Below are 234 nucleotides of genomic sequence, written 5' to 3'. Positions count from 1 at the left end.
TGCGGGTACTGGAAATGACCGGGTTGATCCGTTCCAGCAAGAGCGGCCGAATCCGGACGTGCGTGCTTGAACAAGAGAAGCTGGCTGCCGCAGAGCGCTGGTTTGCAGACCAGCGCGCGACCTGGGCAAGCCGGTATCGCAATCTGGACAACCTCTTGGATGAACTAAAGGGAGAAGGTGATGAACGCTAAGCTTCAATTCGATTTTCTCGTCGACAAGGAAAAGAGCCGCATC

Annotated in this window: 1 protein-coding gene; it reads left to right on the top strand. The window is 55.6% G+C overall.

Annotated features, from left to right (window positions below; genetic code table 11):
• On the top strand, window positions 1–191 hold a 191-nt coding region (locus ACVA58_RS28750), incomplete at its 5' end, for a hypothetical protein (RefSeq protein ID WP_446513633.1).
• Between the last annotated feature and the right edge of the window lie 43 nt (window positions 192–234).

The organism is Photobacterium sp. DNB22_13_2 (assembly GCF_052873915.1).
The sequence above is the reverse complement of the archived record's forward strand: the minus strand, read 5'-3'. Positions and strand labels throughout refer to the sequence as shown.